We start from the raw sequence: 24,448 nt of genomic DNA, 5'->3' as shown, positions 1-24,448 counted from the left end.
GCTTAAACTGGATATTGCTTACTTTTGTTTATTACATTAGGTAAGCAAAGAGAAGTTAGGGGTTGTTATACATAATGAGTACATCAAAGACGTCACGTCGTTTGTTGCTAAGCGCCGTCGTACTAAGTGCGATGACCTTAACATCACCAATCGTTGTTTCGGCTGCCGACGGATTTTCCGTTTCTACGCCAGTTTCAACGGTTGATGTTGCAAACGGCTTTTTAACATTTGATAAGCAGACATCTGCCGACCAAAAGTGGTTGGTACCAAGTGGAAACTGGTATTTTTCAGTTAACACGGCCGACATCAATGCCGGCTTGAAAAATCCAGAAGTCCATGCGACATACGTGAGTGCGTACGGAACAAAGACGCAATTGACCTTCAACGGTGATGGGACGCAAACTTTGCGTGGCGACCGCGGCGTCAACTATCAAGTCCAAGTGAAGAATGGTGAAGTGGTTCTTTACAATGGCGGTTCAAACGCCTCAATGGACATTCCGGTTCGCACGACGCAAACAACATATTTCAAGGACACGAACGGTCATGACATTTTGGCCAGCGTTGTGCAAAACAACGCCATCATCGGCCAACACTACACGACAACGGCCAAGAAGATTCCTGGTTACACGTTGGTTGACATGCCAATCAATGCATCAGGTACGGTTTCAAATCAAAAGACGACCTACGTTGTTGGCACGACTACCAAAGAGCCACTTTACGATGACTACGGTAACCAATGGGCAATTTCAACTAAGACCATCACCGACGAAGCTGGTTCTGTAACTGAGACGCTACAAATCACTGATGAAGATGGTGATCCCGTTAGCCCTGTTTTGCGTCCTAGCGAAAACGGTCCAATTGCACCTGGTGCGTATGGTACGTTTGCCAACATCAGTCGTTATGGTGCGCCATATGCGACGTTGTATCTAACGAACCACAACATCGAGCCAGACACGGTGACGTACACGTATAAGAAGAACCAAGAGAGTGCGAAGATTGTCTTCCGCACGCCAGATGGTTCACCAATTGGTAGTGATCAAACGATTACTGGAAATTACGGTGACACACCTTCTTACACGCCACCTACTATCCCTGGTTACAAGGTGACGAAGGTGCCAACATTTAAGCCATTCGACGATAACGATACACCAACGTACACATTCGTCTACACACCACTTACTGAAAAGGTAACGGTTAAGGCGCAAGTCATTGACGAAAAAGGCAACCCAATTGCAGATCAGTATTTGAAGATTGATAAGTCTGAGTTCACTGGTGACTACAACACGGCGTTTAAAATTGGTGTCCCAACGTTGACCGATACCAATGAAGCTGCAAAGTATGAATACGCTGGTGCAGCCACAAACACTGATCCAGATAAGGCATACTATGACGCGACAAACAAGGTCGTTAACGGTACGTACAAGGCTGAAGACAGCGTTGTGACATTCTACTTCCGTGAGAAGCCACAGCCGGTTGTTCCAGCTGAACCGGCAACACCAACGGAGCCTGAGAAGCCAACAACGCCTTCAGAGCCTACGACACCAGCTCAACCTGAAACGCCGGCAGCGCCTACGCCTACGCCTGCTGAGCCTGAGCAACCAACGAAGAACCCTGATTTGACGCCGGCTACTAAGCAGTCAACGGTCACGGTCGACTACGTAACTAACGGTCACACGTTGGAAAACCCACCTGCACGCTCAGAAACTGGCGAGCCTGGTGGCGACTTTACGTTCGAGGTGCCTAACAAGCCTGGTTACACACCACGCATCAACGGCAAGACGACCACAACAGGAACGCACACAGTGACATTCCCTGATGGTGGCGATGTCACAAACATTGTGGTTGATTACGTGCCTACTGAGCAAACCATCACCGTGCACCACGTTGATGAAAAGGGTAACCCAATTGCGCCTGATGTTAAGATGACTGGTTTGACCGGGGATGCCATGACGGCTGAAGCCTACACACAAATCAAGGGTTACACTGTTAAGGGTAACGATACGCAAACCGGTACTTTTGGTACTGATACGGATTTGACTTTCGTTTACGCCAAGAAGACCATGACGGTCACGATTCACCCATACACGCGTGATAAGAACGGTAACCGCGTTGAAATTCCTGGTCAATCACACGACGTTGAAGTTCCTTGGACGGATGGTCAAACTGATGTGCCAGTCAGCGATTTGCCAAACATTCCTTACTACACGCGCAATAAGGATGGTGTTGATGGTGGTTATGTCACAACAGATGGTAACAATATTCGCGTCGACATGACGGTTAACCCACTAGCAATTTGGGTTGAATACACGCCTGATACAGACATGCCAATTGTCGGTGAAGATGTCAGCAAGAAGACTGACACTACAGGGACAATCGTACCGGTTGATCCTGATGGTAATCCTTTGAAGACAACTACAGACAACACTTACACCGATAAGCCTGGTACAGAACTACCAACACCAACTATCCCTGGTTACACAACCAAGGTAACAAAGGTAACTGTTCCTGATGGTGGCGGTGATATCACGGTCGTTTACACGAAGGTACCAGATACACCAGTTGTGCCAGCACCCGCTGAGCCAACAACACCACTTGCGCCAAAGCAAGATGCACCAGTTATCACAACGAACAAGTCAGACAACACGCCTGCTGCTACGCCAGTTCTTACCCCAGCAAATGATGGTAAATTAATGCTACCTAAGACAGGTGTTTCTGCTCGTTCAAGTTTGTCAGTTATCGGTTTGTTGGTAGCTGGATTGATGGCCATGCTCGCCATGTTCTTCCGACCAACGCGCCGTCACAAGACCAACAAGTAAATATTAGATGCAAAAAGCACACCGCAGAATTACTTCCGCGGTGTGCTTTTATTGTCTATTCAAATTAGATAAATGATGACATACCTGGGTTCAATTCAACAATCTTACCCGTACGCTTGTAGATAATCCACTCAGCGATGTCCGTCACGTAATCTGACGTACGCTTCAAGTAACCAGCAACAACCAAGTAATCAGTTGAAGCAGTGACCAATTCTGGATCTGACTTCATGGCATCGATGGCCATCTCACGGATTTCACCCGTAACATCTGATACTGACATAGCAACTTGTGCAATGGCTTCAGCTGAAACAGCATCGTCATTCACGTAGTAATCCAACACATCAGAAACCATCTTTGCAACTGTTGAACCGGTCATACCGACCTTTTCTTCAATTGCAGCCACACGCTTGTTACCCTTCACGTGAATCGTTGAAAGCGCAATATTACGTGCGTTGTCACCGATTCGCTCCAAAACTGAAACGGCCTTCAAAACCGTCACAATTTCACGCAAATCAGTCGTCACTGGTTGGTACAAAGCAATCATTTCGAAAGTCTTCTTTTCCAAAGCGATTTCGCGTTGGTTGATTGCCTTGTCGCCATCAATAATCTCTTGTGCAGCTTGGCGGTTGTGATCCAAGAATGCTTGTACAGCGTTTTCTAGCGTCTCAGAAACGAGCAAGCCCATCTCCTTAAATGACGTGTCCAAGTCTGCAAGTTCTTCATCAAAATATTGACGCATGCCCTATCTCCCCGTTTTTCTGTTAATTCGTTAATTCAGTATATCACAAGACTATCCGAAGCGACCTGAGATGTAGTCTTGCGTTTCCTTCTTAGCTGGATCCAAGAACATCTTCTTTGTATCGTCAGCTTCAATCAAGTCACCATTCATAAAGAACGCCGTGCGGTCTGAGATACGTGATGCTTGTGCCATTGAGTGCGTCACGATAATCATCGTCAACTTATCACGCAATTGCATCAATGTGTTCTCAACCGCGTGGGCTGAAACTGGGTCCAAAGCGGCCGTTGGTTCATCCAACAACAAGATTTCTGGTGACGTTGCCAAAGCACGGGCAATTGACACACGTTGTTGTTGTCCACCTGATAGTGACAACGCTGACTTGTGCAAGTCATCCTTCACTTCATTCCAGATAGCGGCTTGCTTCAATGATGTTTCCACCATCTCATCCAAAACAGCCTTGTTCTTTTCACCTGAAATACGCAACCCAAAGGCGACATTATCATAAATTGAGAATTGGAATGGGTTTGGTTGTTGGAACACCATGCCGATGTCCTTACGCAATTCAACTGTGTCAGTTGTTGGGGCGTAAATATCTTGGCCCTTAAACAAGAACGTGCCGTTAACCGTCACGTTGTCCGTCAAATCGTGCATACGATTCAAGGCACGCAAGTACGTTGACTTTCCTGAACCAGAAGGTCCAATCAATGCCGTAATCCCGTACTTATCGTAATCCAAGTTAATGCCGTGCAAGGCTTCCTTTTCACCGTAATAGAGACGCACGTTTTCAGTTGTCAAAATTTTTTCTGCCATTTGAGTTATGCCTCTCTTAACCAAAGTTTCCGTTCACGTAGTCAATTGTCAATTGGACCTTTGGACGCGTGAAAATCTTACGAGTCAAATCGTATTCAACAACCTTTCCCATGTTGAAGAAGGCTGTGTAATCTGAAATACGAGCTGCTTGTTGCATGTTGTGCGTCACGATAATAATCGTGTACTTTTCCTTCAACTGCATCAACGTATCTTCAATCTTCGCTGATGAAATTGGATCCAACGCTGATGATGGTTCGTCCATCAACAAGATATCTGGGTTCATCGCAATCGCACGTGCAATAACCAAACGTTGTTGTTGTCCACCTGATAGTGACAAAGCTGACTTATTCAAATCATCCTTCACTTCATCCCACAAAGCAGCTTGCTTCAATGACGTCTCAACAATTTCATCAAGTTGCGTCTTGTCGCGCATGCCGTGTTGCTTCAAAGCAAACGTGATGTTGTCATAAATTGACTTAGCAAATGGGTTAGGACGTTGGAACACCATGCCGATGTGCTTACGCATTTCATAAACGTCGACATCCTTTGAGTTGATATCAACATCGCGGTACATGATGTTTCCCTTAACCGTCGCCACGTCATCGTTCATACGATTTAGTGAACGCAAGAACGTTGACTTACCTGAACCAGATGCACCAATCAATGATGTAATCTTGTAGCGTTCAAACTTCAAATCGGCATCTTGCAAGGCCAACTTATCACCGTAGAAGACTTGCAAGTCCTTCGTTGAGAGGGCGACCTCGTGCTTGTCTTCGTCCATGTCGTAGACGTAGCGCTCTGGTTGCTCCTCATCAAAAATCAAATGTTGCTCTTCAGCCATGACAATGTCCTCTTTCTTACTTCGTAGCCGTCAAACGCTTGTACAACACACCACTCAAGTAACGAGCAAAGAAGTTGAATAACAAGACAGCAATGATCAAAACAGCTGATGCACCAGCAGAAACGGCAGCCGCATCTGGCATGATACCTTCTGAATTAACCTTCCAAATGTGAACAGCCAACGTTTCGGCTGGACGCATAATGTTCAATGGACTTGAAACATTGAATGGGTTCCAGTCCGTAAAGTCCAACGCTGGAGCTGATTGTCCGGCCGTGTAAATCAAAGCGGCAGCTTCACCGAACACACGTCCAGCTGACAAAACAACACCGGTCACGATTGATGGCAACGCAGCTGGCAAAATAACGTGACCAACTGTCTCCCAACGTGACAATCCCAACGCAGCACCCGCCTCACGTTGCAAATCGGGAATCGTACGCAATGACTCTTCAACCGAACGTGTTAGCAATGGCAAGTTGAAGAACGTCAATGAAATCGCACCTGACAAAATTGAGAAGCCAAGCTTGAATTGCACAACGAACAACAAGAAACCAAACAAACCAACCACAACTGATGGCAATGATGACAAAATTTCAATGGCCGTGCGAATCAAAGACGTCACACGACTCTTCTTGTTAGCATACTCGTTCAAGTAAATTCCCGCTCCCAAAGCAATTGGGAATGAGATAATCATCGTAATAATCAACAAGTACAATGAGTTAAATAGTTGAATACCGATTCCACCACCGGCGGTAAAGGCCGTCGCTGGCGACGTCAAAAAGTGCCATGACAAGTGTGGGACACCTTGATACAAGATGTAACCCAACAAGGCAGCCAAAATCAAAATAACGAAGCCGGCAATTGCATAAAGCACAGCACTGGCAATCTTATTCGCTTGCTTAGCGTTCATATTACATGGCTCCCTTCTTAGCAATAGCACGGATAACTGAGTTGAAGACCAATGACATCAACAATAGAATCAATGCCAAACTCCACAAAGCGTTGTTTTCAAGTGATCCCATAACCGTGTTTCCGATACCTTGCGTCAAAACAGACGTCAACGTTGCGGCTGGCGATGTCAAGTTTTGTGGCATCAAAGCGGCGTTACCAACAACCATTTGTACGGCCAAGGCTTCACCGAAGGCACGTGCCATTCCGAAGACAACGGCTGTCAAAATACCTGGCGTCGCCGCACGCAAGATGACCTTATAAATCATTTGCCAGCGCGTCGCACCCAAAGCCAATGATGACTCGCGGTAGTAACGTGGCACTGACTTCAATGTATCAACCGTCATTGACGTTACCGTTGGCAAAATCATGACAAACAGCACCATCGCACCGGCTAGAATTCCAAATCCTGAACCACCAAATAGGTGACGCATCACTGGCACGATTACTGACAATCCAATAAATCCATAAACAACAGATGGGATACCTACCAACAATTCGGTAACTGGTCCCAAAATCTTAGCCCCACGCTTTGGTGAGATTTCAGTCATAAAGACGGCCGTTCCAATGGCAAATGGCGTTGCAATCAAAGCTGAAATCAACGTTACCAAGAATGACCCAACGATCATTGGGGCAGCCCCAACGTATGGGTGACCATTCGCATCGGTTTGACCTGGCGCCCACTTGGTACCGGTCAAGAAGTCCCAAATATTTACTTTGTTAGCGAAGAACGTTGCCAAACCCTTTGAGGCAACGAACCAGAAAATTGATAGCACAACAACGACAATCAGCAACAAAGCGCCGAGTGACAAGTAACGACCAAAACGGTCCTTACGAGTTGCTGCTGATTGCTTTAATAGTGATTCACGGATGTCATCCATGTTCCCACACTCCTTAACTTACAGCTGTAATCTTTCCGTCCATCGAACGAGAGATCTTCATATCGTGAATTGAAATGTATCCCAATTGGGGAACCAACGTCTTTTGGATGTGCTCAGAATTAATGTAATTCAAGAATGATTGCACTTCCTTATTTGGCTTACCCTTCGTGTAGATGTGTTCGTATGACCAAATTGGCCACTTACCAGTCTTCACTGTCGTGTCATTGGCAGCAACACCATCCAACGTTGGCACTGAAACAGTGTCGTCCAAGTAGGCAAAGGCTGCATATGAAACTGCACCCGGTGTTGTTGAAACAATTGAACGCACCATACCTGAAGAATCTTGTTCTTGGGCATCTGCTGATTCAGCACCCTTCAAGCCCCACTTTTCAAACGTGGCACGCGTTCCAGATCCCGCAACACGGTTAACCAGAACAATCGGCAAGTCAGCACCGCCAACTTGCTTCCAATTCGTGACCTTCTTTGTGAAGATGTCGATCAATTGATTTTGTGTCAAATTCGTAATGTTTGCTTCTTTATTAATCATTGGGGCAATACCAACAACGGCAACCTTGTGGTCAACCAGCTTGTCAGCATCGATACCATTCTTCTCTTCCGCGAACATGTCAGAGTTTCCAAGGTCAACGGCGCCTTGTTGAACTTGCGCCAATCCGGTACCAGTTCCACCACCTTGCACGTTAACGAAAACTCCCATGTTCTTGCCGGCGTAATCTTCTCCGGCGGCTTCAACAAGTGGTTGCAATGCGGTTGATCCAACAGCCGTGATATTCACGCCACTGTTTGTTTCGCGCGATGCGTATCCCCAAGTCAATAGGCCTCCCGCAACCAATACGATTGCGGCACTTATCAACCAACTGCGTTTCATAACGAACGCCTCCTAATATCTTCTGCTACTAGAATTATTATCCCTAATCTATGTAAATGTCGCACCACATTTTTGTAAAGGTTTCCTTTACATAAATATATATATACTCAATTCTACGCTTCGAATACTTATTCTACTACTTATAAGCTTTTCCAAATAGTCGTGTATTTTTGGCGCCGGCATACAATTTCATATGTGTTTGTCTTAACAGTCATTGTACGCGTCGGCCTTACTCGCATTTTACCAGCTGCCACTTCAAAATCTAAACGATGACCCTCCGCGTCGACTAACGAAAAACACCATTGTTCCAGAATGGGTTTAGCGGGTACACCTTGCAAAACAAACTGGCCGTTGCTTAGGTAACCACCAGACAACCATTTCAGTAATCCACTAATGCGATGTGGGCCATCCCCATCCGGAACCGACTGATAAAAATCGCCCGTCATATCTGTCGGTGCCCCGTGTAACAGTCGTGAGAAAGCCTCCTCAGATAACGTTTGGCGACAACGATATAATGTCCAGCGGGCATTTCTTAACCACCCAAATTCCTTCGTCGCATTAAGCTGAAATTGTTCCCAAAATTCACGCCAACGTATCTGATTTTGACTCGCCAACACATCAAAACGACACCGCGGGCCCTCCAAAAAAATTGGACGACCGATAATGGACGTCCATTGATAGGTTTATGCGTAATCACCCCATGGTCATGAGTTGTATGCACTAACCCATTTGTCTCGATGTAATCAATATCGGTTACTGGCACCTGTAATTGCATCGTAGCAGTGCCAGCGATGGTTAAACGACGAGCGATCGGCCGGCCAGTCTCAAACTCACGCAAGACACACATGCTGACCGATAACCAATCACCGTTGGTCAATTGATGTTCATAACTCGTCAAATGACAGCCTCACCTCATATCCTCGACTGCCAACCAGATTTCACCTGGCGCTGGCTTAATCAAGAGGCGTTCTTGACCAACCGACAATTCCCAGCCACACGCCAGGTCAGGACCATCTGCAATGGAAATGGCATTGCCTGTTCGGCGCGTCCAAACCGCGTCTTCTAGCAAATCCTTTTGCAACTGGCCAGCGATTGCCACCGATAAGTTCAGTCGCACCATCCAGGCATGTGGCCACACTTCAGTGACCAGTCGCCAAATAACCCGGTTCTGTTCCTTCAAACCTTCATTGACGATAATGACTTGTTCAATCTCCGCTTCATGGCACAACCATTCAGTCACCGCTAGATAAGTTGCTTGTAGCGATTGGGTTTGCCACGAAAATACTTTTTGGCGGCCAGCTTTAATTTCAGTTGGCGTCATTTTAAAACGGATGGTTTTCATGACTTGCCCACCTCAACAAAGCGACAGACATCGCCCACATAAATGTTTTTCTGAACTTGAATAATCTCCGAACAACGATCAAACAAAACCGCTTGCTGAATAAACACCGCCGAACCAGGCGCGATTTTCAATACCTTGGCCTGCGCATCCGTCGCAACTCCTAAGACAATATGTCGCACTGCATGACTAGTTTGAATCCCAAAGCGAAGATAAAAGCGTTCAATAGCTGTCGCAGTCACTAAATCATTCAACTTCGGCGCATATTTCGGCATCACAAAATGTTCTTCTAACGCCACTGGTTGACCGTTAAGCAACTTTAAAACACCGACGTGAATCGTCGGTAGGCTCACGCGTTCTAACTTTAACAAGGTGATGATATCAAGCGGCATCTCGCACTCATCAATTAAACAAAGCTCGGCTGTCAGCGACGCATTATGCGTGATTTGCCATTCCGATAATTGCTTCAATTCGCTAACTGGCACCGCGAAAACCGGCTGCTCAGCAACCTGCGCAACTCGCCCCTTTCGCCGAATAATCAAGCCGTCCATTTCCAACAATCGCATCGCCCGCCGAATCGTCTCACGCCCACATTCATAGTGCATCCCCAAATCCGATTCACTCGGCAATGGCATGCCACTTTGATACGTCCCATTTCGTATCTGCATTTGTAGCTCTTTATAAATCTCTTCGAACACATACTTTCCCATAGTAAAAAGTCCCCCACACCGCAGATTATACGGTAATGGGGGACTATGTTCTAGACAAGGTGCTAACTGTTAACACCCGCTCTATGATTGATTAATACTTAGCCAAAGAGTCCAAAATCAACGCTACAAACTTATCGTTATCAAGGGTTGTCATCAACTCAGCATTGGCTGGCTTACCTGTCATGTTGTGTTGGTCAACTACCAAACGACCACGCGTCAATTGACCTTGTGTTTCCACATCAACATAGTATGCCTTACCAGCAAACATTGATGGATCAATCAAGTACGCAATCACTTCGGGGTCATTCAAAACAACCGGTACATCTGGATTGCTGAAGTCACCGTAGTTTTCCATCAAATCAGCCGCAGCTTGGGCCACTGGGTTTTCAATCGCACGCATCTTTGCAACTGTCTCAGATGAAATCACACCTTGCTCAGTCAAATCACGCGTAATCATTACCACCGGCACACCGCTGTTCACGATAATCTTAGCCGCGTCTGGATCGATTGAGAAGTTGTATTCAACGCCTGGGTAACGGTTGCCCGTGTTAATTGCCCCACCCATCAACACAATCTTTTCAATCTTGCTGTGCAATTCTGGGTGTGCCGCCAACAACAAGGCCACGTTCGTCACAGGACCACTGATACCAATAACCATTGGCTCGTCGGCCTCACGCAACGTCTTGGCCATCAAGTCGATACCGGCTAGTTCTGAAGGCACGAAGCCAGGCTCTGGGAATTCAGTTCCGTCCAAGCCAGTAAACTCACGCCAGTTGTCAGCAAGACCGAATGGCTCAATCAAGGGCTTAGCTGCACCGTGGGCTACTGGAATATCCGTGCGTCCCAAAAGCGTCAACGCCTTCATGGCATTCCTTTGTACGTTTTCAACTGTTTGGTAAGCAACCGTTGTTGAAACCGCCTTGATTTCCACCTTGTCCGTGTTCGCCAATGCCAACATCAACCCGAAGAAATCCTCGTGACCTGGGTCACAATCCAAAATCATCTTAATCATTCTGTCGTCCTCGTTTTAGGCAAAGTGTTGGATGTGTGGACCTTGCTCCTTGAAGCCAGCGTCCAAAATTTCCAATTGCGTCAAGATTTGTTCGTCGGTAACTTCCTTCTCAGCACCGTGCAAAATCACATCCACACAGTTTTGGTACATCAAACCGTAGTTACCACGTGGCGTTTCCATCTTGTGCTCAACCGGATCACCGTAAGCGTTGATGTACTTAATCACGCCGTAGTTATCTGGGTTGTCAGCACCGAAGTTAGGCTCTGATGGTGAGATACCAGCCAAAATATCGTTTTCTTGTGCATCCATACCGTACTTAATGAATGAACCATTTGTACCGTGCAAGATGTACTTAGGGTATTGGTCAGCAACCAAGAAGCTCGTCTTCAACTTAGCACGCAACTTGCCGTAGTACATGTTAACTTCAAAGTTATCGTCAACACCTTCAGGGTTCGTCACTGACTTAATGTCGTACGCAACCGCTTCTGGCTTACCCCACAACTTGATGATTTGGTCCAATGGGTGGACACCGTAGCCGTAGAAGGCACCATCAATTTGCGTACCTGGGTTTGAAGCAGCCCCTGGACGGAAGTAATCGAAGTGTGACTCGAATTCAATTGGCTTACCAATGAAACCGTGGTCCAAGATGTATTGCAACTCCATGAACTCACCATCGAAACGACGATTTTGGAATGGCGTAATCAACAATCCCTTTTCGTTAGCCAATGCAATCAGTTCCTTACCCTCGGCAACTGATGTCACGAATGGCTTTTCAACCATCACGTTCTTACCGGCTTCCAACAAACGCTTTGCCAATTCAAAGTGTGATGGTGCTGGCGTAATAACAGAAACAAATTGGATTTCTGAATCATTAACCACTTGATCCAAATCATCCGTGAAGACAATCCCACGTGCTTCCAAAGCAGCTTGATCTTCAGGTCGCTTGTTCAAAGACGGCGTGTAAATCGTCTTAATTTGAACGTTTTCATTTTCCAACAAATAAGGCAAGTGGTAACGGTTTGCACTGTTACCGAATCCAACCAAGGCCATAACCAACTTTTCTGACATATCAATACTCCTAAAAGATACTTTATTGCTCATTAATTAACAAAGTTTATTGTAAGCGGTTGCAGTTTTGCGTGCAAGCGATTTCACAATTTGTTCAAAAAGAATTTTGGTGGTGTGCATTCGGCACCAAATAACAAAAGGGCAATAGCCTCACTGTGCCATCGCCCTTTAATGTTTTGTTACTATTTACTTCTTGTAGGCCCACTTCCAGTCGAATGGTGCACCAGTTGGGTTTGATACAACACCCTTAACTGATTGACGGTACAACGTTGCATATGATTGGTAGTAAAGTGGTGCGACACCGACTTCCTTCTCAATGATTTGCTCAGCCGTCTTGTAATCATCGAAGCGCTTTGCTTCATCGTTTACATCAGTTGTCTTGGCAGCCTTTTCAGCATTGTCGTAGTCGGCATCTGACCAGCTACCGTTGTTGAATGATGAATCAGACGTGTACAAGTCCAAGAACGTTGATGGATCACCGTAGTCAGCACCCCAGGCTGAGATAACCAAATCGAAGTTCTTATCCTCTGACAAAGCCAAACGTTGCTTGAATGGCACCGTCTTGATTGAGACCTTCAAACCTGACAAGTTTTGCAATTGTGATTGCAAGAATTGTGCCGTGTTCTTAGCCTTATCCGTGTCGTCAGTCAACAATTGCAAGCTTAGCTTCTTCTTGCCTTCTTCCTTCAAACCTTCGGCGAACAACTTCTTTGCCTTCGTCTTATCGTAAGCAATTGCACCCTTAGCTGCAGCTGACTCAGCAAAGTCCTTACCAGTGTTTGGATCCTTAGCCAAGTTCTTAGCCGTCAATGTGTTTGCTGGCGTTGCGTTACCCTTCAAAATCTTGTTTGACAACGTCTTACGATCGATTGCGTATGACAACGCTTGTCGAATCTTGACGTTCTTCAAAGCGGCAACCTTCTTCTCGTTGAACTCCAAGTAGAGCGTTGAAGCCATTGGGATAACCTTGTAATCCTTACGCTTTGCTGATGCGCGCACTTGGTCAGATGACAAGTTCGTGTAGTCGACCTTACCAGCCTTGTACAAGTTGTAACCCGTGTTTTGGTCCTTAACTGTTTGGATGACAACTTCTGGCGTCTTCACAGCCTTAGCATCCCAGTAGTTCTTGTTCTTAACCAATGAATACTTGTTGTTTGAACCAGTCCAGCCCTTCAAAACGTATGGTCCTGAAGACAACGTGTACTTAGCAGCCGTACCATACTTGCTACCAACCTTCTCCACAAACTTTTGGTTTTGTGGGTAGAATGGCGCCATCGTCAAGACTGACTCAAGTTGAGGCATTGGCTTTTCAAGTGTCACTTCAAGCGTCGTGTCATCAACGGCCTTTACACCCAAGTCGCTCAAATTCTTGTCCTTACCTGATTGGATGTCATCGGCACCCTTGATACCTGAGAACAAGTAAGCATATTGTGAAGCTGTCTTTGGATCATTCGTACGTTGCCAACCGTACACAAAATCTTGTGCCGTGATTGGCTCACCGTTGGCCCACTTCAAGTTCGGACGCAACTTAAATGTATACGTCAAACCATCATCTGACTTTTGGACTGATTCTGCCAATGCCAACTCTGGCTTGTTGTCCTTACCGTTACGGTATAGTCCGTCACCCATCGCCTGCAATGCATCGAAGTCAACTGCTGCGGTTGCCTTTGATGGGTCTGCGGTTCCCAAGTCAGCCGTTTCTGTCCAGTTGATCGTCTTATACGTTGCTGCGTTTGCTGCCAATGGTGCAACTGCTGATCCCAAAATTACTGCGGTTGAGAGTAGCACTGATGTCTTTACCAATTTATTCATATCCCACATTCCCCTGTTTCTTGCACTTTTAGTATGTGGATTAATATAAACTAAGAAAAAAGAAGTGTCAATGCCATTTTTCTCTAATGTTAATAAACCTAACATCAAGAACGCCGTAAACGCCCGCGTTTGGGAATTTCTAAAATTAGAAAGTTTTAATTTTATTTTCTGAAAAGCTAAATATGTACAAAAAAAGCGAGCAAAAATGCTCGCTTTTTAATCAGATTAAATTGTCCAATCATCCAATGAATCGACTTCGTGAGTTGGTTGTTGTGCTTCTTGAGCAACTTGCTCCTTCGTAGAAACACCGGTGTAAACCAACAACGTATCAATCCCAGCATTCAAACCGGCACGAATATCCGTGTTGTAGTTGTCACCAACCATCACAACTTGATCTGCCGTTAGTCCAGTTAGTTCCAAAGCACCATTCATAATAATGGTTTCTGGCTTTCCAACGACTACTGGATCCTTTTGAACAGCCGTACGCAACGCGGCAACCAACGTACCAGCGCCTGGCAACATCCCACGTTCATTAGGCAAGTTCGTATCCACGTTCGTCGCAACAAAAGCGGCCCCATTTTGAATAGCCAACGTTGCTTGGACCAACTTTTCATAGTTGATTTCACGGTCCAACCCAATCGCAACGGCATCAGCTGGCGCTTCGTTAACCAGCTCAAAGCCCTTAGCTTCCAAGGCCGTACGCAACCCGATTTCACCAATCATCAAGACGCGCTTCACATTTGGCAACGTTGCCAAGTAGTCGGCGGTTGCCATTGCACTTGTGTAGACTTGGTCGGCCGTCGTTGGAATGTCGTGATTATTCGTTAGATTTTCAGCAACTTCGGCTGGTGTCTTCGTTGAATTATTCGTGACAAACAAATATTGCGAATCAGACGCAGCAAGGCGCTCGATGAAACGCTTACCAGCTGGAAACTGCTTGGTTCCTTGGTAAATAGTGCCATCTAAGTCAATAAAATATCCTACGTAAGTCATCAATTAATTTCCTTATCCCTTTTCAGTCGTTGTTTGGCGTTCACGGATTTGGAAACGACGACGCTTCTTACGCCCCTTCGTTTCAACCGTGTTCGCGCGTTCCTTTACATGCTTAGCCTTGCCGTTACCCGGCGCTGGCTTAGTTGTCTCAGCAATCGCTGCCGTCTTTGGCTTTGGCTTGTGGTGACCACCATTTGGGTTAGTACCGCCATTGCCAGTTGAACGACGTTGACGACGACGCTTGCGGTGCGCCGTATTCGGCTCTTCTTCAGCTTCAGGTACATCATGTGGCTCAAGGTTTTCAAGCACAAAGTATGGTGCACCAAAGTTCACTTCTTCATATAAGTAATCTTGTAGTGCAGAAATTTGATTGCTACGGGCAATACCGGCCGTGCCATCCTTGTAAAAGCCACGCAAACGTAGCTGATCAGCCGCGATGTCACCAACCAGAAAATCATACTTTTCTAGGAAGTCGCTAAATCGTGCCGCCATTTTTTGCTGATTGTATGCTTCACGATAATCTTCGACCAAACGGTAACTACGTTCATTAATGAAAATAATATTATCTTCACCGGCCGTAATTGTCGTGGCTTCTTGTCGCTTCATAAATTGCTCTTCAGCAAGTTCTTTCATGCGTTCGCGATCCATGTTTTGCCTCCTTCCTAATTAATTTTCTTCTTTATTTGGTAAAAACGTTTCGGCAAGATATGCCGCAAAGTCCTCTCGAATTACTGTATCATATGACATCACGTTCTGTCCCGCTATTTCCAAAGTTGGGAAGTACGGAATAAACATGTAATGATCCAGTGCCCCAATGGTATACGTTGCGTCTAAATCAATCGGCTGGTCGTAAATAAACACATCCCCATCCGAATCAATTCGCAAGCCAGACCAAACCACTTCGCCCCACGTATCGCCACGGAAGCCCATGCCTCGTAGCCGGTTAGGTCGAAGGAAGTTGCGGTTCTTCTCAACTTCATGCGCCAAGCGCCACAAATCGCGCCCCTTTAACGTTGAACGCATTGGGTGCACTGCGTGTGGTAGCAACGCATGCAAATCATTGGCCGTTACGATACCGGCTGGCAAGTCCGCCAAAAACAAACCCGTTGAAAGCATCGCAATATCTGTGTGCGTGCGTTCCTTCAATGCTGCTAGGCCGAGGTCAATCAAGCGATGTTCACCCTGAATACCATTCGTGTAAGTGGTTGGTAATTCAGCAACCACACGCTTAGCGAGCTGTTGTTCACCACTCGTTTGATAACCTGCGATTTCGACGCGATCTTCTGGCAACGTTGGCAAATCATCCGTCACGACTGTCGTGGCCTGCATGGCTGAAATATGGCCATCTTCAATCGTTAAATCGATGCGACCAATATGGTCACCATAACGCCCCGCAGCAGCTAGCATAGTGTCACCATGTTGCTCACCGTTCGCCAACAAGTGGTGCGTGTGTGCGCCAATGATGACGTTCAAATCAGGATAATGCGTTGCCAAATAACGATCAGTTGGCAAACCTAGGTGTGAGAGCAACACAATAAAATCAACTTGGTCAGTTAGTTCTGGCACAAGTCGATCAAGTGCATCCGTCACCTTTTCAGGCATCCACCCCAACAACGGGAACGTCAAAATGAATGGCGCCGTCAAACCAAGCACCCCAACACGTGTCCCCTTAGATGTCGTAATGATTTTATGCGTCACTGCCCAGTCTGGCACTTCACCAGTCTGGCGGTCCGTAATATTACCGAGCACAACTGGGAAATTGGCGTGGTCATAAAGATGATTCATATCATCATGTGCCAAGCCCAGTCCTTCATTATTACCAATCGTGACTGCGTCATAACCAATTTCATTTAACAAAGCGACATTGGCTTGCCCCATCGTCGCTTCCGTTAGCGGGTGTTGACGATCCAGTGCATCCCCAATATCGAAGGTCAACACACTGCGACCTTCACGAATCAAATGACGCTTCTGCGTTTGCAAATAACGTCGGATTTGTGGCCAGTGCTCCAAATGCGAGTGGATGTCGTCCGTATGCAAAATTGAAATATTATCCTGCATACGTTTTACCTCCGCTTTGCAAAATCATCGTGCTTACGTTGAATAATCGTCTCAATCTCATTGAAATTGAGTGGCGTACTCCAGACCGGACGTTCATCTGCCATCAGGTAATCCAAATCAGTACTGTCCACACCAACATTGATGTTTTCAGGAATTGGTACCATTGTGTGGTGAATATGACCGTGCAAGTTAATGCTACTTGGCGTTTGACCAAACATCATTGGGTAGTGCGTCAAGAAAAATTGGTGGTGGTTCGCCTTGATAATACGACCAACATCCTCAAATTCATACTTTGGCTTGCCATCAGACAACACTGGGTTGTGGGCAGCCAAGTACTTGAACAATGCACGCGAATCGTGGTTTCCCTTGATAATCACAATATGCCCGTTCAATTGTTCCAAAATTTCAGCAATCATTTCGTGACCCTTACGTGCAGGTCGTACATGATTGACCATCGCAATATCACCCAAGTGGTACACGGTGTCTGTTTCCCCAACACGATCATTCCATGCCTTAATCATTGCAGGGTGTTCATCGGCCAAAAAGTCGAATGGACGTGGTGCAAAATTGTTGCTTTGCAATAGTTCCTCATGGAAGAAATGCGTATCTGAAGTAAAAAATTCCATTTCTCTCGCCTCTCAATTAGCGGAGTCGACCGCCTTCATAACTCTTAATCCACTTCTCAAATAACTCAAAATCTGTCGGAAAATCATTGTACCCAACAAAACGTAATTCATCTGGTTGCTCGGCAAACTTGACGCGAACACCCCATTCATCAGTTTTATCAGTCACAACCCCACGATATTCCGGTTGCCAAGTTGGCAAAATTTCCATTAGTCGACGTTCAATATTTGGCCATTGGAACGAGACATCTTGCCACATTGACGCAAACGGACGACGCTTATCATCAGCCATGATCTCATCTGCATTCGTGCGTGAAAAATCAAACGTGGCATCCGTAATCTCAGCAAACGTCTTCATTTCAGCCGGCACACGCAAATAAAAGGCGTGCTGGTCAGTCTGCTTGGCATAGATGTAATCGAACCCAGCTGCTAAATTACCGCGATAATAAACAACGTATTCTAATGCCATCTTACTTATCAATCACAATCAAGTCAGTTGGAATGCCCGCCGTCAAATTCTCAAACCCGTCAGCCGTGACAATCACATCATCTTCGATACGTACGCCACCCTTACCAGCGACGTAAATACCAGGCTCAATCGTCAACAACATGCCTTCGCGAACGATGTCTTCGGCAGGTGAACTTGCTGACAAAACAGGGCCTTCGTGAATGTCCAAACCAATACCGTGCCCCGTTGAGTGGTTGTATTCCTTACCGTAACCAGCTTCTGTGATAATGTCGCGGGCAACTTTATCCAAATCTGAATCTGCAACACCTGGCTTTACGGCATCGATTGTGGCACGTTGCGCCTTTAGGACAACATCATAAATAGTCTTTGACTCGTCATCCAACTCACCAAATGCCAACGTACGCGTGATGTCTGACGTGTAACCATCAACAAAGTAGCCAAAGTCAATTGTCACCAATTCACCAGCTTCGATAGCCTTATCTGAGTATGTTCCGTGAGGCAAAGCACCACGGTAACCAGATGCGACAATCGTGTCGAATGACGGCTTATCAGCACCCTTCTCCTTGATGATACGATCAAGCAAGTTGGCCACTTGACGTTCCGTCATACCAATGTGCAATTGTGGAATCATCTCGTTGAACGCTTCAACGGCAACCTCAGCTGAACGACGCAACTTAGCCAATTCATCAGTATCCTTCACTTCGCGAATTGCTTCAAGCAAAGCTGGTACGGGCGCGATATCAACGCCGACAAAGTTTTCATCCAAGTAATCGAAGTCACGGAATGGCAACGTATCTTCGAAGCCCAAGTTTTCAATCTTAAAACGCTTGGCTGCTGCCATCGCAACACCCCAGTAGTCACGGGTAACCAACAATTGAACACCCTCATCTAGGCGTTCGCGGTATTCTTCTTCGTAACGGGCATCGGTAATCAAAGCGGCGTTTTCACGACCAATCAAAACCAAGCCATCCCCAGTTCCGCCTTCGAAGCCAGTCAAGTAACGCATGTTTGTACCGTTCGCGATGATCAAGCCATCAATCCCCAATGGTTCGAACAAGCGACGGACATTTTCAATTCGTGTGTTCATGATTATTTTCCTCGTTTTCTTAATGCTTCCATTATAGCAAATCCCACCTGTCACGGCTGATAAGTGTTGTCTTTTCGCGCAATCAAAAAAACAGTCACTCAATTGAGTAACTGCTTAATCTTATGCTCTAAATATTTTCGTTGGTTGAGCTTGCAAACTGTTAATTGCGTCCCAATCGAGTGTCACACCAATTCCTGGTGCAGTCGGCACTGGCAACTGACCTGCATCTAACATCGGTGCATGCAAAATAATATCCTGCTCAAAGTAACGGTCCGCCTGCGAATTATCGCTAGGAATCACATTAGCTCCAGGCAAGCTGGCTAATGCCGCATCAACCGCGCGTCCTAAACCAGAACTTAGCATGCCGCCAAGCCAAGGCAATCTATTATCCGATAGTGACAGCTCAATGGCCGTTTTTGCAGCTGTAATCCCACCGATTTTTGCTTGCTTGATTGTAAACGCATCCGCCGTTTGCTCGACTATTGCGCGCCTCACATCCTCTAAATCATTCAAGGATTCATCCAAACTGATGTGCATTTGCAACTTAGCTTGTGCTTCCTGATGCGCCTGCCATGCGTCAGTTGCAAACGGTTGCTCAATCATGAAAATGCCCGCCCCTTCCAATTGCTGGAGTCGGGCAAAATCAGTTGGTTGCCATGACGCATTAGCATCAACTGAAAATTGCTGATTTGGAAATTGACTAATGACCGTTTTTAACATTTCCAAATCCGTTTGCGAATCAATCTTCAACTTAATCCGTCGGTAGCCTTGGTTCACAGCATTCTCGACTGACGTCATCAATGCCATCTCAGTATCCGCAATGCCTATCGCAATGCCCACCGCAATTTCAGATGCCGTACCACCAATCATTTGTTGCAACGATTGGTGCGTTGCTTTGCCGTAAGCATCATAAAAGGCCATTTCAAGACCAGCTTTCGCAAATGATAGGTTTGAATGCGTAGCTAACCAGTTGGCCATATCTACCGGCGTTGCAAAATCTTCGCCTAACAGCATAGACACAAGGCGTTCGATTTCAGCAAGCGACTCAGCTTGTGACTCCGGGGCGTAGCCATGATCGATAAACGATTGCACATCCCCATACCCAGTCACACCATCCGCCGTTACGGCAATCAACGTTAGAGGGCGATTATATGTTACGTCATGGGCGGTTTTAAATGGTTGGGTCAAGCGCAACGTCAGTGGGCGTAGTTCGATTTGTTCAATCCGCATCGTTAGCATACTCCATTAGTATGTTCGTTACCGTAGTGGGTTGTTCAAAATGAACATTATGCCCAGCATTGGCAACTGCTATGCGTGCGACACTCGGTAATGCTTCGGCCATTTGGTCGTTAATCACCGTAAACTTAGCATCATCACTACCAGTAATTAGCACCACGGGCACCTGCAAATTAGCCAACTCTGGCCAATAGTTAGGCATAGCGCCAGTACCAAAACCGCGCAACGAATTGGCCACGTTGGTCGCCGTTTGGTTAACACGTTGCTCGTGCATAAACGCTTGTTGTTCAGCGGACGCATTTTGCTGACTCGCGAAGAGTGGCAGCTTTTCCCAGTCAGCGACAAAGGCGTCCATACCCTCGCGCTCAATTCGATCAGCCTTTTGCTCATCACTTGCCACACGTGCTTCACGGTCAGTTTGGTCTGCAATCCCCGCCGTCCCGCTTTCTAAGAACAATTGCTGGAGTCGTTCAGGAAATTGGTGTGCAAAGGCCAACGCTAAACGTGCGCCCATTGAATAGCCCACCAAGTTCACCTTTTCAACACCCAATGTATCTAAGATGGCCACGATATCAAGGGCTTGGTTAGTTGCATTAAAGCGCTCTGCTGACACAATCGGTGTTTGTCCACCAAACCCTAATAGGTCCAAGTAAACGCGCGTACTACCTGGTTGCACTTGTTCGTAATCCGCAAAGCTCCCCATGAATCCGTGGAAAAATAACCACGTTGGTGCACCATCACCTTCAATACGCACGTGATAGGGATAATCGTTTACCAGTACCAGCTTATCCATTGAACGCCTCACGAATCTTCGCCAACACCGCATTGTGTTCGGCAACGTTTTGCGCACGCGTACTTTGCACTTCAATAAAACGAAGTGTTGTTGCAGGGTGCGCAAGCAACTCACGCAAATCATCTTGTGACGTTGCCAAGTGATAGTCCGCATCGTAAAGGGCAGCAATCTTCTCAACCGACAAAGCCAGCGGTGTACCGAACATCGGCTCGAAGTAATCCTTTGCCGCTGCTTGGGGCAAGAACGAGAAGATCCCACCACCATTGTTATTAACAACCACAATCGTCATCGCCAAGTTGGCTTGATGAGCCATCATCAACCCATTCATATCATGGAAGAGCGTCAAATCACCCGTCAAGAATGTCGTTGGCTTGCCGGTCATCGCCATACCAAAGGCCGATGAGACTGTCCCATCAATGCCGTTAGCCCCACGGTTTGCCATCACATGCACATTCGCAGCTGGCATAAAGTAGTTATCCATGTCACGAATTGGCATTGAGTTCGCAATGAACACTTGGCTATCAGCTGGAACAGCCGCCATCACGCCAGGCAAGGCAACTTCAGACATTTCAGTCGTTGCAATTGCTGTCGCCAGCGTTTGCTTAACCGATTGCCATTGTGTGAGGTAGTCGTTCTCAGTACGTCCATCGGTCGCCAACAAATCATCAACCAAGGCCATTTCATCAATGGCCAACGTTGTCGTTGTTTGGCGCGAGTGGTCGTGACCAGCATGGTTAACCCCGACTTGAATCACCTGTACTTGCTTGTCACGTAGCCAAGCAACAACACGGGCTGAAACCGGTGTCCCACCAAAGCGAACAGCGACATCAGGTACGAGTGCGTCATCAAGCGCACCAGCTTCAAGCAAAGCATCAATACCATTAATGGCTGCGTCACTTGGACGCACGTTACTCAAGACATCTGCCAACATCGGCGTTTGGAAGTGCACAGCCAAGGTTGCAAACTTTTCAGCTTGCCAACCTGTCTCATCAGGTCCCACTAATATCAGTGCCTTTTCATCGCGCAACTTGTTCGCAAGCATTGCAACAGTCGCCTCATCAGCACGCATCGTGCCAACCGTAATGACTTGTTCAGTCACCGTTGGCCACGTTTCGCCTAAATCAGGCATCAACGGCTTACGTAATGGCAAGTTAATTTGAACTGGTCCAGCTGGTGCAGTTGTCGCCGTAGCAACCAGTTGTTGGACATGGTAATCGATGTACGCTGTCACATCAGTGTGGTCATCTTGCATTTGCAACGCACTAAATGCCTTTGTGTTGTCGCCATACATGTTAGCTTGGTTGACCGTTTGTGGCGCGCCAATTTCTTGTAACTCTTCTGGTCGATCAGTCGTCAACGCAATCAAGGGCACGTGTGAAATATGCGCTTCCATGATTGCTGGCAAGTAATTGGCCGTTGCCGTTCCTGATGTCGCTAACAAAGCCACTGGCTTGTGCATTGCCTTGGCCATTCCGAGCGCAAAGAAAGCTGCTGAGCGCTCATCCACATCCACCGTCACACGGACGTCATCACGAACAACTTGCATTTCAGCAAGCAACAAAGCGAATGGCGTCGTACGTGAACCTGGTGATACCACGAAGTCATGTACACCTTGGATAACCAAGCTGGTCAATAAGTGCTTAATGTTTCGGGTCAAAATTTCATTCATTTCGCTTGTCCTTCTAGTAAGTTCATCATTGGTTGCATCTTCAACCCAGTTTCTGCATATTCTGAATCCGCATTTGAATCGGCCAAAATACCCGCACCGGCAAAGAGATTGGCTTGCGTGCCAGTCACCCACATTGAGCGAATGCCGACAATCATTTCACCGTCCCCATTTGGCTTCACAACACCAACTGGGCCAGCAAATAAGCCACGCGGTTGACGTTCAATTTGCGCAATTGTTGCCATAGCCCAGTCAACCGGCTTACCACCAAGGGCTGGGGTTGGATGCAAACGTTCTGCCAACGCCAACACCGTGTTAGTATCACGTAACTTTCCGGCAATTGGTGTGTACAAATGTTGTACTTGCGGGTTCTTCATAATTTGTGGGCCATCTGGCAAAGTTAAATCAGCCACGTCAGCGAGGCGGTCAACAATTGTGTCAACGACATACGCGTGCTCTTGCAAATTCTTCGCATCATGCAACAGTTCATCCGCTAGCTGCTCATCTTCAGCATCCGTCGTGCCACGACGAATTGTGCCAGCCACACCGGCCGTCTCGAATTGACCACGGTTCACTTTGGCCAACCGTTCAGGCGTCGCTGAAATAAACACCTCATCCCCACGCTTGATTACCATGTGATAACTATTCGGTTGCTGATCAGCCAAATCCGCCAACAACTGAGCCAAATTCAAGTGACCAGATAACGTTACTTGGCGTTGACGACCAAGCACAACCTTTTGGTGCGCCTTATTATTAGTCATATCCTGAATGGCATCGTTCACGCGTTCAGGCCAATCCGTTTCATCCGTCGTTGCTGTAATCGCAACTGGGTCTTGGTGATACTGTGCGCCAAATGGATTCGTCTCACGTCCCCACAAGTATTGATCCGTGATGTCGTACAATACCGTTGGCAACACAAAATAGCCATTCATCAGTTGGCTCTCTGTTACGTTTTGGTCATCGAATGCAAATCCACCAAAGACCGGATAGCGTTGTTGCTTCGCCCAGTCTGCGACTTCTTCGAATGATGCCCCAATTAATTCTTCTGCAATTCCGAAACCATAATAGCGTGTACGCTTATCCGCTGTTGCAAAATAAACCGCATTTTCAGCTTGCGCAAATCGATCACGGAGTTGTTTTTCAGATGGAAAACTCATGCTTATACCTCACTTCTGTTCTATTAGTATAGCACTCGTTTGTCCCATATATGAGCCACATTTCAATGGCGTGTTAATTTAACTTGTTACACTTTTAACAAAGTCCATAGTATACTATTAGTATGCAGATTTATCGCATCGATTTCTCACAATTAATCTCACAACTTTTGCTGGTAATCCAGCATTTACCTTTCAAATCGAACGCTGCATATTAGCTCGCCTTTGTCATCTCTCGGCATGGGCGGGATTTTTTAACGCTTGAATTTACAATTCAAGTGCAACACTAAGCTAAATAAAAACTGACTCATAATGAACCAGCGTAAAATGTAGTTTGTCTAGAACATACAGAACGCGAGGAAACATTATGAGTCATTATCATCAGCTTACCGCATTTGATCGCGGACGTATAGAAGTTTTACTCAGAGAAGGGTTGTCAATGCGTAGCATTGCAAAAGAAATTGGTAGAAGCGCTTCGACAATCTCTCGTGAGATTGCCCGCTGTGTTGG

General features: G+C 46.5%; 24 protein-coding genes. 2 read left to right on the top strand and 22 right to left on the bottom strand.

The window, feature by feature from the left end; genetic code table 11:
• Positions 1-74: 74 nt before the first annotated feature.
• Positions 75-2,816 carry a MucBP domain-containing protein gene (locus tag C6P11_RS02860; RefSeq protein WP_135518430.1) on the top strand — a complete coding sequence of 914 codons (2,742 nt, stop codon included), beginning with the start codon at positions 75-77 and terminating at the stop codon, positions 2,814-2,816.
• A 64-nt stretch (positions 2,817-2,880) separates the two neighbouring features.
• On the opposite strand, the gene phoU is transcribed toward C6P11_RS02860, so the two are convergent.
• The 22 genes from phoU to C6P11_RS02750 form a co-directional block, all read right to left on the bottom strand.
• Positions 2,881-3,555: a phosphate signaling complex protein PhoU gene (phoU, locus tag C6P11_RS02855; RefSeq protein WP_003608874.1), complete on the bottom strand. Its 675-nt coding sequence runs from the start codon at positions 3,553-3,555 to the stop codon at positions 2,881-2,883.
• A 51-nt stretch (positions 3,556-3,606) separates the two neighbouring features.
• Positions 3,607-4,365: a phosphate ABC transporter ATP-binding protein PstB gene (gene pstB / locus C6P11_RS02850; protein ID WP_135518428.1), complete on the bottom strand. Its 759-nt coding sequence runs from the start codon at positions 4,363-4,365 to the stop codon at positions 3,607-3,609.
• A 16-nt stretch (positions 4,366-4,381) separates the two neighbouring features.
• Complete coding sequence (gene pstB / locus C6P11_RS02845) at positions 4,382-5,206, bottom strand: phosphate ABC transporter ATP-binding protein PstB (protein WP_135518426.1); 825 nt, start codon at positions 5,204-5,206, stop codon at positions 4,382-4,384.
• Between the two features lie 16 nt (positions 5,207-5,222).
• The gene (gene pstA / locus C6P11_RS02840) at positions 5,223-6,113 is read right to left on the bottom strand and encodes a phosphate ABC transporter permease PstA (protein WP_056973049.1); all 891 of its coding nucleotides are present in this window, start codon (positions 6,111-6,113) and stop codon (positions 5,223-5,225) included.
• A gap of 1 nt (position 6,114) precedes the next feature.
• On the bottom strand, positions 6,115-7,032 hold the full coding sequence (gene pstC / locus C6P11_RS02835) for a phosphate ABC transporter permease subunit PstC (protein WP_135518424.1): 918 nt from the start codon (positions 7,030-7,032) through the stop codon (positions 6,115-6,117).
• 13 nt (positions 7,033-7,045) lie between these two features.
• A complete protein-coding gene (locus C6P11_RS02830; protein WP_135518422.1) occupies positions 7,046-7,918 on the bottom strand; it encodes a phosphate ABC transporter substrate-binding protein PstS family protein in 873 nt (290 codons plus the stop codon).
• Positions 7,919-8,058: 140 nt separating this feature from the next.
• Positions 8,059-8,364: a hypothetical protein gene (locus tag C6P11_RS02825; protein WP_135518420.1), complete on the bottom strand. Its 306-nt coding sequence runs from the start codon at positions 8,362-8,364 to the stop codon at positions 8,059-8,061.
• 461 nt (positions 8,365-8,825) lie between these two features.
• Complete coding sequence (locus tag C6P11_RS02820; RefSeq protein WP_135518418.1) at positions 8,826-9,260, bottom strand: hypothetical protein; 435 nt, start codon at positions 9,258-9,260, stop codon at positions 8,826-8,828.
• Positions 9,257-9,967 carry a GntR family transcriptional regulator gene (locus C6P11_RS02815; protein WP_135518416.1) on the bottom strand — a complete coding sequence of 237 codons (711 nt, stop codon included), beginning with the start codon at positions 9,965-9,967 and terminating at the stop codon, positions 9,257-9,259. Before C6P11_RS02815 ends, C6P11_RS02820 begins: the two co-directional genes overlap by 4 nt.
• A gap of 91 nt (positions 9,968-10,058) precedes the next feature.
• Entirely contained in the window at positions 10,059-10,979 is a 921-nt protein-coding gene (locus tag C6P11_RS02810; RefSeq protein ID WP_135518414.1) for a nucleoside hydrolase, read from the bottom strand.
• 15 nt (positions 10,980-10,994) lie between these two features.
• Positions 10,995-12,047 carry an oxidoreductase gene (locus tag C6P11_RS02805; RefSeq protein WP_135518412.1) on the bottom strand — a complete coding sequence of 351 codons (1,053 nt, stop codon included), beginning with the start codon at positions 12,045-12,047 and terminating at the stop codon, positions 10,995-10,997.
• A 186-nt stretch (positions 12,048-12,233) separates the two neighbouring features.
• On the bottom strand, positions 12,234-13,859 hold the full coding sequence (locus C6P11_RS02800) for a peptide ABC transporter substrate-binding protein (RefSeq protein WP_135518410.1): 1,626 nt from the start codon (positions 13,857-13,859) through the stop codon (positions 12,234-12,236).
• Between the two features lie 225 nt (positions 13,860-14,084).
• Entirely contained in the window at positions 14,085-14,852 is a 768-nt protein-coding gene (locus tag C6P11_RS02795; RefSeq protein WP_135518408.1) for a TIGR01457 family HAD-type hydrolase, read from the bottom strand.
• A gap of 12 nt (positions 14,853-14,864) precedes the next feature.
• Entirely contained in the window at positions 14,865-15,500 is a 636-nt protein-coding gene (locus C6P11_RS02790; protein ID WP_135518406.1) for a YutD family protein, read from the bottom strand.
• Positions 15,501-15,518: 18 nt separating this feature from the next.
• Entirely contained in the window at positions 15,519-16,910 is a 1,392-nt protein-coding gene (locus C6P11_RS02785; protein ID WP_135518404.1) for a bifunctional metallophosphatase/5'-nucleotidase, read from the bottom strand.
• A gap of 5 nt (positions 16,911-16,915) precedes the next feature.
• Positions 16,916-17,536 carry a metallophosphoesterase family protein gene (locus C6P11_RS02780; protein ID WP_135518402.1) on the bottom strand — a complete coding sequence of 207 codons (621 nt, stop codon included), beginning with the start codon at positions 17,534-17,536 and terminating at the stop codon, positions 16,916-16,918.
• Between the two features lie 16 nt (positions 17,537-17,552).
• Complete coding sequence (locus C6P11_RS02775; RefSeq protein ID WP_135518400.1) at positions 17,553-18,002, bottom strand: phosphoesterase; 450 nt, start codon at positions 18,000-18,002, stop codon at positions 17,553-17,555.
• A gap of 1 nt (position 18,003) precedes the next feature.
• Complete coding sequence (locus C6P11_RS02770) at positions 18,004-19,089, bottom strand: M24 family metallopeptidase (RefSeq protein WP_135518398.1); 1,086 nt, start codon at positions 19,087-19,089, stop codon at positions 18,004-18,006.
• Between the two features lie 120 nt (positions 19,090-19,209).
• Positions 19,210-20,319: an o-succinylbenzoate synthase gene (gene menC, locus C6P11_RS02765; RefSeq protein WP_245299743.1), complete on the bottom strand. Its 1,110-nt coding sequence runs from the start codon at positions 20,317-20,319 to the stop codon at positions 19,210-19,212.
• The gene (gene menH / locus C6P11_RS02760; RefSeq protein ID WP_135518394.1) at positions 20,309-21,118 is read right to left on the bottom strand and encodes a 2-succinyl-6-hydroxy-2,4-cyclohexadiene-1-carboxylate synthase; all 810 of its coding nucleotides are present in this window, start codon (positions 21,116-21,118) and stop codon (positions 20,309-20,311) included. Before menH ends, menC begins: the two co-directional genes overlap by 11 nt.
• Positions 21,111-22,787, bottom strand: coding sequence for a 2-succinyl-5-enolpyruvyl-6-hydroxy-3-cyclohexene-1-carboxylic-acid synthase (gene menD, locus C6P11_RS02755; RefSeq protein ID WP_135518392.1), 1,677 nt, complete (start codon positions 22,785-22,787; stop codon positions 21,111-21,113). The genes menH and menD overlap by 8 nt, the downstream gene beginning before the upstream one ends.
• Positions 22,784-23,941, bottom strand: a complete 1,158-nt coding sequence (locus C6P11_RS02750; RefSeq protein WP_135518390.1) for an isochorismate synthase — start codon at positions 23,939-23,941, stop codon at positions 22,784-22,786. Before C6P11_RS02750 ends, menD begins: the two co-directional genes overlap by 4 nt.
• A 364-nt stretch (positions 23,942-24,305) precedes the next feature.
• Between C6P11_RS02750 and C6P11_RS02745 the strand changes: the two genes are divergently transcribed.
• Positions 24,306-24,448, top strand: a 143-nt coding sequence (locus C6P11_RS02745; protein ID WP_135518151.1) for a helix-turn-helix domain-containing protein, incomplete at its 3' end; no start/stop codon positions are given.

Source organism: Weissella confusa, assembly GCF_004766315.1.
In the GTDB taxonomy this organism is placed as follows: Bacteria; Bacillota; Bacilli; order Lactobacillales; family Lactobacillaceae; genus Weissella; species Weissella confusa_A.
This window is presented reverse-complemented; position numbering and strand designations above follow the sequence as displayed.

Bases quoted from the DNA above. Each gene is read 5' to 3' on its own strand.
- C6P11_RS02785 (WP_135518404.1), bottom strand. From the start codon at position 16,910: ATGCAGGATAATATTTCAATTTTGCATACGGACGACATCCACTCGCAT.
- menD (WP_135518392.1), bottom strand. From the start codon at position 22,787: ATGAATGAAATTTTGACCCGAAACATTAAGCACTTATTGACCAGCTTG.
- menC (WP_245299743.1), bottom strand. From the start codon at position 20,319: ATGCGGATTGAACAAATCGAACTACGCCCACTGACGTTGCGCTTGACC.
- pstB (WP_135518428.1), bottom strand. From the start codon at position 4,365: ATGGCAGAAAAAATTTTGACAACTGAAAACGTGCGTCTCTATTACGGT.
- C6P11_RS02800 (WP_135518410.1), bottom strand. From the start codon at position 13,859: ATGAATAAATTGGTAAAGACATCAGTGCTACTCTCAACCGCAGTAATT.
- pstA (WP_056973049.1), bottom strand. From the start codon at position 6,113: ATGAACGCTAAGCAAGCGAATAAGATTGCCAGTGCTGTGCTTTATGCA.
- C6P11_RS02775 (WP_135518400.1), bottom strand. From the start codon at position 18,002: ATGGCATTAGAATACGTTGTTTATTATCGCGGTAATTTAGCAGCTGGG.
- C6P11_RS02815 (WP_135518416.1), bottom strand. From the start codon at position 9,967: ATGGGAAAGTATGTGTTCGAAGAGATTTATAAAGAGCTACAAATGCAG.
- C6P11_RS02805 (WP_135518412.1), bottom strand. From the start codon at position 12,047: ATGTCAGAAAAGTTGGTTATGGCCTTGGTTGGATTCGGTAACAGTGCA.
- pstB (WP_135518426.1), bottom strand. From the start codon at position 5,206: ATGGCTGAAGAGCAACATTTGATTTTTGATGAGGAGCAACCAGAGCGC.
- C6P11_RS02820 (WP_135518418.1), bottom strand. From the start codon at position 9,260: ATGAAAACCATCCGTTTTAAAATGACGCCAACTGAAATTAAAGCTGGC.
- menH (WP_135518394.1), bottom strand. From the start codon at position 21,118: ATGGATAAGCTGGTACTGGTAAACGATTATCCCTATCACGTGCGTATT.
- C6P11_RS02830 (WP_135518422.1), bottom strand. From the start codon at position 7,918: ATGAAACGCAGTTGGTTGATAAGTGCCGCAATCGTATTGGTTGCGGGA.
- pstC (WP_135518424.1), bottom strand. From the start codon at position 7,032: ATGGATGACATCCGTGAATCACTATTAAAGCAATCAGCAGCAACTCGT.
- C6P11_RS02750 (WP_135518390.1), bottom strand. From the start codon at position 23,941: ATGAGTTTTCCATCTGAAAAACAACTCCGTGATCGATTTGCGCAAGCT.
- C6P11_RS02825 (WP_135518420.1), bottom strand. From the start codon at position 8,364: ATGACGGGCGATTTTTATCAGTCGGTTCCGGATGGGGATGGCCCACAT.
- C6P11_RS02790 (WP_135518406.1), bottom strand. From the start codon at position 15,500: ATGGATCGCGAACGCATGAAAGAACTTGCTGAAGAGCAATTTATGAAG.
- phoU (WP_003608874.1), bottom strand. From the start codon at position 3,555: ATGCGTCAATATTTTGATGAAGAACTTGCAGACTTGGACACGTCATTT.
- C6P11_RS02780 (WP_135518402.1), bottom strand. From the start codon at position 17,536: ATGGAATTTTTTACTTCAGATACGCATTTCTTCCATGAGGAACTATTG.
- C6P11_RS02860 (WP_135518430.1), top strand. From the start codon at position 75: ATGAGTACATCAAAGACGTCACGTCGTTTGTTGCTAAGCGCCGTCGTA.
- C6P11_RS02810 (WP_135518414.1), bottom strand. From the start codon at position 10,979: ATGATTAAGATGATTTTGGATTGTGACCCAGGTCACGAGGATTTCTTC.
- C6P11_RS02795 (WP_135518408.1), bottom strand. From the start codon at position 14,852: ATGACTTACGTAGGATATTTTATTGACTTAGATGGCACTATTTACCAA.
- C6P11_RS02770 (WP_135518398.1), bottom strand. From the start codon at position 19,089: ATGAACACACGAATTGAAAATGTCCGTCGCTTGTTCGAACCATTGGGG.